This is a genomic window from Stenotrophomonas panacihumi (genome assembly GCF_001431645.1).
GTDB classification, from domain to species: Bacteria; Pseudomonadota; Gammaproteobacteria; order Xanthomonadales; family Xanthomonadaceae; genus Stenotrophomonas_A; species Stenotrophomonas_A panacihumi.
This window is the reverse complement of the sequence record NZ_LLXU01000040.1, coordinates 1-655: the sequence shown is the minus strand read 5'-3', so window position 1 is coordinate 655 and position 655 is coordinate 1. Positions and strand designations below refer to the sequence as shown.

Genomic DNA, 655 nt, shown 5'->3' with positions numbered 1-655 from the left:
GGTGCGGATCGAGATGTTCGATGCCAGTGGCGCCAGCATCTTCGGTGCGATCGAACAGCGCGTCGAGCGGCAGCCGCTGCCATGACCTGCGGCGCAGCGACGGCAGGCGGTCGCGTATGAGCGCGGCCCTGGAGCTGTTTTCGTACTGGCGCTCCAGCGCGGCGTATCGCGTGCGCATCGGTCTTGGGCTGAAGGCGCTGGATTACATCGTCCGCCCGGTGCATCTGGTGCGCGATGGGGGCGAGCAGCACGCGCCGGCCTATGCGCAACTCAATCCGCAGGAACTGGTGCCGACGTTGCGGCATGGCGATGTGGTCATCACGCAGTCGCTGGCGATTCTGGAGTATCTGGAAGAGGCATTCGCGCGCTCCACGGCGCTGCTGCCGCGCGCGCCTGCCGAACGCGCCCGGGTGCGCGCATTGGCGCAGCTCATCGCCTGCGATGTGCACCCGCTCAACAACCTGCGCGTCATGCAGGTGCTGGAGCGCGAGTTCGCGCTGGAGGGCGCACAACGCCAGCAGTGGACACGGCGCTGGATGGAGCGGGGCTTTGCGGCACTGGAAACGCAGCTGGCGCGCGATGCGCAGACCGGGTGCTTCTGCCACGGCGATGCACCGGGCCTGGCCGATTGCGTGCTGATCCCGCAGCTCTACAA

At 67.8% G+C, this 655-nt stretch carries 1 protein-coding gene; it reads left to right on the top strand.

Annotation, left to right across the window (positions count from 1 at the left end):
* Nucleotides 1-116 precede the first annotated feature (116 nt).
* Nucleotides 117-655, top strand: a 539-nt coding sequence (gene maiA, locus ARC20_RS02145) for a maleylacetoacetate isomerase (protein WP_057643616.1), incomplete at its 3' end; no start/stop codon positions are given.